We start from the raw sequence: 8254 nt of genomic DNA on the forward strand, positions 1-8254 counted from the left end.
TTCTATCAAGTAGCCTTGGACGGAAACGTGGCTGGCAAAGAAAAACAAGAACTCATCGACCAGTTCCGAGCAAACGGCACTAAAACCTACAGCGCTACAGTCAATGTCTATGGTAACAAAGATGGTAAAGCAGATTTGACAAATGTCGTAGCAACTAAACAAGTTACTATTAACATAAATGTTAAAGAAACATCAGACACAGCAAGTGGTTCTTTCTCACCTTCTAACTCTGGTTCTAGAGTGACTCCGATGAATCACAGTCATGCTACAGGTGCGACTCATCAAATGTCTACTGACCATAAGGACATGATGGCACCAGCCAAAGAGACTGATAAAGCAATTCCAGCAAATGACCAAATGGAAAAATCAGGTATGAAGACTGAGACTCCAGCTCCAAGTACTACAGATAGCATGCCTGCTGACACCATGACAAGCTCTACCAATACGATGGCAGGTGAAAACATGGCTGCTTCTGCTAATAAGATGTCTGATACGATGATGTCAGACAAGATGATGTCAGATGATAAAGCTATGCTACCAAATACTGGTGAAGCTCAAACATCAATGGCAAGTATTGGTTTCCTTGGGCTTGCACTTGCAGGTTTACTCGGTGGTCTAGGTTTGAAAAACAAAAAAGAAGAAAACTAATCAGCTAAGGAAATAAATGATGGATAGTGGGCTGACTAAGGCTAGTTTACCAACTCAATCAGCTATCAGGACTTTCTTTCAATAGCAGATTAAAATCATCGTAAAACAATAAAAATAGTGTTATACTTAAAGCAGTATAGCACTGTTTTTATCAAAGGAGAGACAGATGGGAAAGACAATTTTACTCGTTGACGACGAGGTAGAAATCACAGATATTCATCAGAGATACTTAATTCAGGCAGGTTATCAGGTCTTGGTAGCCCATGATGGACTGGAAGCGTTAGAGCTGTTCAAGAAAAAACCGATTGATTTGATTATCACAGACGTCATGATGCCTCGGATGGATGGTTATGATTTAATCAGTGAGGTTCAATACTTATCACCAGAGCAGCCTTTCCTATTTATTACTGCTAAGACCAGTGAACAGGACAAGATTTATGGCCTGAGCTTGGGAGCAGATGATTTTATTGCTAAGCCCTTTAGCCCTCGTGAGCTGGTTTTGCGGGTCCATAATATTTTGCGTCGCCTTCATCGTGGGGGCGAAACAGAGCTGATTTCCCTTGGCAATCTAAAAATGAATCATAGTAGTCATGAAGTTCAAATAGGAGAAGAAATGCTGGATTTGACTGTTAAATCATTTGAATTGCTGTGGATTTTAGCTAGCAATCCAGAGAGAGTTTTCTCCAAGACAGACCTCTATGAAAAGGTCTGGCAAGAAGACTATATGGATGATACCAATACCTTGAATGTGCATATCCATGCTCTTCGACAGGAGTTGGCAAAATATAGTAGTGACCAAACGCCCACTATTAAGACAGTTTGGGGCTTGGGATATAAGATAGAGAAACCGAGAGGACAAACATGAAACTAAAAAGTTATATTTTGGTTGGATATATTATTTCAACCCTCTTAACCATTTTGGTTGTTTTTTGGGCTGTTCAAAAAATGCTGATTGAGAAAAGCGAGATTTACTTTTTGCTTGGGATGACCATCGTTGCCAGCCTTGTCGGTGCTGGGATTAGTCTCTTTCTCCTATCGCCGGTCTTTACATCGTTGGGCAAACTCAAGGAGCATGCCAAGCGGGTAGCGGACAAGGATTTTCCTTCAAATTTGGAGGTTCAAGGTCCTTTAGAATTTCAACAATTAGGGCAAGCTTTTAATGAAATGTCCCATGATTTGCAGGCCAGCTTTGATTCCTTGGAAGAAAGCGAACGAGAAAAGGGCTTGATGATTGCTCAACTTTCGCATGATATTAAGACTCCTATCACTTCGATCCAAGCGACGGTAGAAGGGATTTTGGATGGGGTTATCAAGGAGTCGGAGCAAGCTCATTATCTAGCAACCATTGGGCGTCAGACGGAAAGACTCAATAAACTGGTTGAAGAGTTGAATTTTTTGACTCTAAATACAGCTAGAAATCAGATGGAAACGACCAGCAAGGACAGTATTTTTCTGGACCAGCTCTTGATTGAGTGCATGAGTGAATTTCAGTTCTTGATTGAGCAGGAGAGAAGAGATGTCCACTTGCAGGTAATCCCAGAGTCTGCCCGGATTGAAGGAGATTATGCCAAACTTTCTCGTATCTTGGTGAATCTGGTCAATAACGCTTTTAAATACTCAGCTCCAGGAACCAAGCTGGAAGTGGTGGCTAAGCTGGAAAATAACCAGCTTTCAATCAGTGTGACCGATGAGGGACAGGGGATTGCCCCAGAGGATTTGGAGAATATTTTCAAACGTCTTTATCGTGTAGAGACTTCGCGTAATATGAAAACAGGTGGTCATGGCTTAGGTCTTGCGATTGCGCGTGAATTAGCCCATCAATTGGGTGGTGAAATCACAGTCAGCAGCCAGTACGGCCTCGGAAGCACCTTTACCCTCCTTCTCAATCTCTCTGGTAGTGAAAATAAAGCCTAAAACCCCTTTACAAATCCAGCTATTCATGGTAAAATAGATTTTGTGTGAAATATCAGCAGGAAAGCATGAAGCTCGTCAACAGGTGTCTTATAATAAGTAACCTTGGCTGTTTAGGCGAAGGGCATCTGCACGAATCAGGGCTTTCTAAGTGACTATTTCCACCGAAATATTATTTATATCAGGAGGACATTCACATGTCACGTTATACAGGACCATCTTGGAAACAATCTCGTCGCCTTGGCCTTTCACTTACAGGTACAGGTAAAGAATTGGCACGTCGTAACTACGTACCAGGACAACACGGACCAAACAACCGTTCTAAATTGTCAGAATACGGTTTGCAATTGGCTGAAAAACAAAAACTTCGTTTCACTTACGGTGTAGGTGAAAAACAATTCCGTAACTTGTTCGTACAAGCTACAAAAATCAAAGGCGGAATCCTAGGTTTCAACTTCATGCTTCTTTTGGAACGTCGTTTAGATAACGTTGTTTACCGTCTTGGTCTTGCGACTACTCGTCGTCAAGCTCGTCAGTTCGTAAACCACGGTCACATCCTTGTTGACGGAAAACGCGTTGATATCCCATCATACCGCGTAACTCCAGGTCAAGTGATCTCAGTTCGTGAAAAATCATTGAAAGTTCCGGCAATCCTTGAAGCAGTAGAAGCTACTCTTGGACGTCCAGCATTCGTATCATTCGACGCTGAAAAATTGGAAGGTTCATTGACTCGCTTGCCAGAACGTGACGAAATCAACCCAGAAATCAACGAAGCACTTGTCGTTGAATTCTACAACAAAATGTTGTAATATTTTATTAAATAAGATAGGCTGTAAAGCCTTGAAATTAAGCACTTTGGGGCGTTTTCCCCTAGTGCTTTTTGATTTCTCTTAGTATCCAGCTATAATCGTCTATACGTAACTAGACCTGTATAGTTCAAAGTGATATAATAGTCTAAAGGAGGTGCTACCATGAATGTTTTAGAAAAAAACACACAGGTAAATTTTAAGACTAACAGAGACTTGTTAGAGAAAGCTAAAGCTATTATCACAGCGCAAAATCTTGATATGACAGCCAGTTTTAACTTGTTTTTAGAACATATTGTAGAAAATAAAGCCTTGCCATTTGAAACTCAAGTAGATAAAGAAAGAGAAGAACTTCTATCAGGGTTGCGTGCTGAAATTGCTCGTAGCTTTGAGGATTTAGAACATGGAAGAACTTACAGTCTTGATGAAGTGAGGGCTAACCTTGGAATTTAACGAGAAGGCATATAGCATCATTATCTCCGAAACGGTACAAGAACAGCTAAGAGGTATTAAAGATTATATCTCAGCTAACTACTTTTCAGAACAGGCAGGAGCAAACACAGTTAAGAATGTTCTTTATGGTTTGGAGCGTCTTGAAGTCTTCCCAGAAGCAGGATTTGATGCTGACGAAAGAGTAGGAGGGATTATATACCCACCCCACAAAACTCGATGCATCATTTTAGGAGATTACCTAGCATTCTATCATATTTTAGAGGACAGAAAAGCTGTCTTTGTATCAGATATTATTCATAGCAAACAGGACTACATCCGCTTGTTCAAGAAAAAATAGCGCCTATATATGAACTGCACCCCAAAAGTTAGATTTTTTCTGTCTAACTTTTGGGGTGCAGTTCAATTGGAATGTCCTTATTTTTATTATGGGATTGACAAATGAGGTTAAGGTTCAGATCTATGAACTTAGAAAGCAAGTACAAATCTTTAATCAGCTTTCAAAAAGATTTTGTGTAGATGTTTCGGGCTAAGGTATGTGACAAGATGAATTGATCGTTATGGAATAGAGAGTGTTAAAAATGGGAAGAATCGTTACTATTCCCCTGAATTAAAACAAGAAATAATCAATAAAAGCCTATATAATAACAAATGTATTAAAACTAAGAAAGACTTAGCTCAGTGTAATACAGAACCAAATCTTATAGATAAATTATTTGTCTAATTTTTTAGGAATTATATCTCTAAACAATATCATTTAACAATTAAATTGTTAGATCTAGCTTAAATTTCTGGTTTAATTCATTTATTGTATCACTATCATTATATTCCTTAAATATTCTCATAGCTTTAGAACATTCTTTTTTACCTAACTCTATTTGATTAGTTTTTATAAGATAAATACCTTTTAGGAAGAGTAAATAATTCTTTTCAAAATAATATCCTTGTCTGGTCAGTAAATTTTCTAAATCATCTATAAAAAATTGAGCGTTATTTAACAAATTATTTTTTAATAATAATTCTAAATTAAATAAATATAAAGGAATTACTCTATGTGTTCCCATATTTGTTTTTAAAAAATGTCGTGTTTTCTTGATTACCGCTCTATATAATAAGCTTATGGTTTTAGTGTTCATAAAAAACACCGAATTATAAAAAATTTTCAGTTCATACTCCATCCAAGTATCTACCGAAAGCAAATACTTTATTATCTCATTGCATTTAGATGTATTATAAGGAAGATTTACAAGGCGATTAATCTGTTGTTCAGCAATCAATTTTATGTGAAAATTGCATAAACTTCTTTCCTGCTTTTGTTTTAGCTCTATTTTCTTTATTAGTTCTTGTAACAAAATGATATCTGAAGAGTTTACAGCATGTTCTAATTCTTCAAAAAAGCATTCTTTTTTGGAATAATAGCAATGAACTAATTCTTCAAATTCCGAAAATGATATCCCCAGGCGATTTAACAATATGTAAAAATGATCAATAGATAATTTTGTAATCCCATTTTCGAAACGAGAAATAGTTGACTCACTAATCTTATCACAAGCCAAATCTTTAAGACGAAAATTTTTTGAAATACGGATATCCTTTAAAACTGCTCCAAAATTTTCCATAGTATTCCTCTTCCATTTCTGCAAAAAATAAAACCTGTTTTTTTATTTGTGATATGATTATACAAAAATAAAACAGAAAGGACAATATGATTATGAAAAAAATTTTATTGTCATCAGTTGCTTTACTGAGCCTAGTGGCAACACTACCAGTAAATAGTCCAGTTTCTGCTCAAGAATCTATCTCTCCCAAGTCTTATAGTCACTCTAATGGCAGTTGGATTCAATCGAATAGCCGTTGGTGGTATAAACACTCTGACGGTTCTTACACTAAAAACGGGTGGGAAAAGATCAATGAAACCTGGTACTATTTTGATAGTGAAGGTTGGATGAAAACAGGTTGGTTTAATGAATATGGAAATTGGTATTATCTAGATACTAGTGGTGCTATGAAAACAGGATGGTGTTTGATTTCTGGTAGTTGGTACTATTTAAATACTAGCGGTGTCATGCAAACTGGCCTACAGACTATCGAAGGAAAACAATATTATTTGGCTGCCAGCGGTGCTATGCAGACAGGTTGGCACAATATTGGAGATGATACTTATTTCTTTGCTAGTAGTGGAGCAAGACAAACGATTAATCGCCGTGCTTTAGTTCTTGGTGAAACATCAACGAGAGCAGTACCTATCGAAGACGTTAATGCTATGGAAAAGGTTTTTGGTAACCAAAACTTTAGTAAAGTTGTTCGTTTCCCAGATAAAACTAAGTCCGAGATTATTGCAAAAACGCAAGAGCTTTTCAAATCTTCTATCGAAAGCGATGTGAACTATCTTTACCTTACTTGTCATGGAGGAAGAGACGGAAGAATCTATCTTGGTAGCGATGGTCAGACATTTTCAGGCTGGGAATTGGCATCTATACTGAAACAATATAAAGGTAAGTTTGTGGTTATGCTGGATTGTTGCTATTCAGGAACAATTATAGATGTAGGTAAGTCAGACAAAAAGGTTGCCTCCAAGTCTGAAGAAAAATTTGATGAACAAGCATTTTTGGCAGGATTTTCAACAGGAGATGTAGCAAGCAAGAATGGTGAAATGCTTGATTCTAAATTCCTCGTACTATGTGCCTCTTGGAAAGGCGAAGAATCGTATAGTGTAGTCGGAGTAGGTAGTCTTGCCACCAGATACTGGGCAATGGGTACAGGTTGGGATTCACTTCAAAATAGAATGATTTCGCCTATGGCAGACACCAATACTAACGGAAAAATTACTTTAGAGGAACTGTATCAATACTCTTATCCTCTAGTCCTTGAAGCTGCATCACAAATTCACGAAGAGCAACATGTATCAGTTTATCCTAAAAACAGTCAATTTGTTTTATTCCAAAAATAAGGAGTTAAGAAAATGAAAGTATCAAAAAAAATCACACTATTTGGTTTATCTCTAGCAGGTCTAGCTTTATTAGCTTTCCCTCATTCAGGTCAAGCCTTTGAGTTGGAAGAAGAATGGGTTATTAAGGGTGGGGTTAAGTATCAAGATGGCAAAATTCTTCGATTTAACAATGGCCATGAAGTGGATATCAAAGTCTTGGATTTGCCAAAAACTGAGAAAATCGAGTGGACGGTTAGTCTCAATGGTCAAGATCAGACTATCAATTTCCTAGGTCAAGAAAAGGACAAATCTATGGTCGGTACAGAGGGGCGTTACCTGAATTTCTATGTACCTTATGGCTATAGAGGAGATATCAAGGTAGAAGCCAAGAGCGGAAATGAAGTAAAGACCTGGTCCACTAAAGTAGTAGATGATGTATATAATGATGGCGGAAAGAGTGGTTACTTCCGTATTGACGAATCAAATGATCAACACACCTACCTTGATGCAAAATGGGACTATCAAACTAAGACCTACACTGCTACCTTACCAGAGACTCTCAATGGTCAAAAAGTGTTTGCTTGGGAAGACGACTATGTAGAATTGAAACTTCAAAAACCAGGAGTTATCAGTCATTCCTACAGAGGGGGAGGAGCCTTCAAAATACTTTATCCGATTCTAAAAGCAGAAAGCTGGCTAAAAAAGAATTACAGTGAAAAGTGGTACTATCAAAAACAAGGTCAATTAGTTAAAAATGCTTGGGTTAAGGACAAGGGAACTTGGTACTTTATGAATGATAAAGGAGTCATGTTCAATCAAACTTGGCTCTATCAGGGTGGCAACTGGTATGCCTTTAAATCATCAGGAGCTATGATTGCTAGCAATTGGCTATATGATAATAACTCTTGGTATTACCTAAAGGACTCAGGTTCTATGGCGACAGGTTGGATCAAAGATAGTGGATCTTGGTATTATCTAAACAACTCAGGTTCTATGGTAACAGGATGGGTAAAAGATAGTGGATCTTGGTACTACCTTGCTTCAACTGGTAAGATGCTTCACAACACCTATACACCTGATGGTTACTATGTAGATGCCAGTGGCGCTTGGAAATAAATTTTAAACAGAGAAAATCTACTGAGAAGGTAGGTTTTCTTTTTTAGTCAGTGAATAATATATAGTAGATTGAAACTAGAATAGTACATCTGGACTTCTAAAACATTACTAGAAATTGATTTGATTGTCCTGATTGATTTGTCCTATTTTTATTTCATTTTACTATAGAATAAAGTAGATCAGAAATTTAGCAGGGTTATTCTCTTTTACTAACAATCTGCTTACAAAAATTAAACAAGAGTATTTTAAAAATTAGACCCATTGTGAACTTTAGTAGTAAACAAAAATCTGGGAAAAAAGTTTTATAGTCATTTAGTTTTTAAAAAGCGTTCCAAACATTCAAAAATAGTTGGGACTTCCCTTAATAAATCTGTTACTTTCTTTTTCAAGATAG

9 protein-coding genes and 1 pseudogene are annotated in these 8254 nt (G+C 37.2%); 9 read left to right on the forward strand and 1 reads right to left on the reverse strand.

The window, feature by feature from the left end; genetic code table 11:
• The 7 genes and pseudogenes from HT709_RS11870 to HT709_RS11875 form a co-directional block, all read left to right on the forward strand.
• A partial coding sequence (locus tag HT709_RS11870) for a fibronectin-binding SSURE repeat-containing protein (RefSeq protein ID WP_240156676.1) occupies positions 1-648 on the forward strand: 648 nt, incomplete at its 5' end.
• Positions 649-814: 166 nt separating this feature from the next.
• Complete coding sequence (locus tag HT709_RS07025; protein ID WP_172925624.1) at positions 815-1513, forward strand: response regulator transcription factor; 699 nt, start codon at positions 815-817, stop codon at positions 1511-1513.
• A complete protein-coding gene (locus HT709_RS07030) occupies positions 1510-2562 on the forward strand; it encodes a HAMP domain-containing sensor histidine kinase (protein ID WP_023939236.1) in 1053 nt (350 codons plus the stop codon). Before HT709_RS07025 ends, HT709_RS07030 begins: the two co-directional genes overlap by 4 nt.
• 194 nt (positions 2563-2756) lie before the next feature.
• Positions 2757-3368 carry a 30S ribosomal protein S4 gene (gene rpsD / locus HT709_RS07035; RefSeq protein ID WP_000092760.1) on the forward strand — a complete coding sequence of 204 codons (612 nt, stop codon included), beginning with the start codon at positions 2757-2759 and terminating at the stop codon, positions 3366-3368.
• 162 nt (positions 3369-3530) lie between these two features.
• Positions 3531-3818, forward strand: a complete 288-nt coding sequence (locus tag HT709_RS07040) for a type II toxin-antitoxin system RelB/DinJ family antitoxin (RefSeq protein WP_023939238.1) — start codon at positions 3531-3533, stop codon at positions 3816-3818.
• Complete coding sequence (locus tag HT709_RS07045) at positions 3808-4155, forward strand: type II toxin-antitoxin system RelE/ParE family toxin (RefSeq protein WP_000395510.1); 348 nt, start codon at positions 3808-3810, stop codon at positions 4153-4155. The genes HT709_RS07040 and HT709_RS07045 overlap by 11 nt, the downstream gene beginning before the upstream one ends.
• Positions 4156-4243: 88 nt before the next feature.
• Positions 4244-4455 (forward strand): annotated as a pseudogene (locus HT709_RS11875) (IS3 family transposase); the annotation flags it as partial.
• 124 nt (positions 4456-4579) lie between these two features.
• On the opposite strand, the gene HT709_RS07050 reads toward HT709_RS11875, so the two are convergent.
• Positions 4580-5434, reverse strand: coding sequence for an Rgg/GadR/MutR family transcriptional regulator (locus tag HT709_RS07050; protein WP_000427006.1), 855 nt, complete (start codon positions 5432-5434; stop codon positions 4580-4582).
• Between the two features lie 92 nt (positions 5435-5526).
• Here HT709_RS07050 and HT709_RS07055 point away from each other — a divergent pair, with 92 nt between their 5' ends.
• Positions 5527-6765, forward strand: coding sequence for a caspase family protein (locus HT709_RS07055; protein ID WP_000722389.1), 1239 nt, complete (start codon positions 5527-5529; stop codon positions 6763-6765).
• A 12-nt stretch (positions 6766-6777) separates the two neighbouring features.
• Positions 6778-7860 carry an N-acetylmuramoyl-L-alanine amidase family protein gene (locus HT709_RS07060; protein ID WP_000868697.1) on the forward strand — a complete coding sequence of 361 codons (1083 nt, stop codon included), beginning with the start codon at positions 6778-6780 and terminating at the stop codon, positions 7858-7860.
• The last annotated feature ends 394 nt before the right edge of the window (positions 7861-8254 follow it).

Origin of the sequence: Streptococcus sp. 1343, from assembly GCF_013277355.1 — a bacterium.
GTDB classification, from domain to species: Bacteria; Bacillota; Bacilli; order Lactobacillales; family Streptococcaceae; genus Streptococcus; species Streptococcus pseudopneumoniae.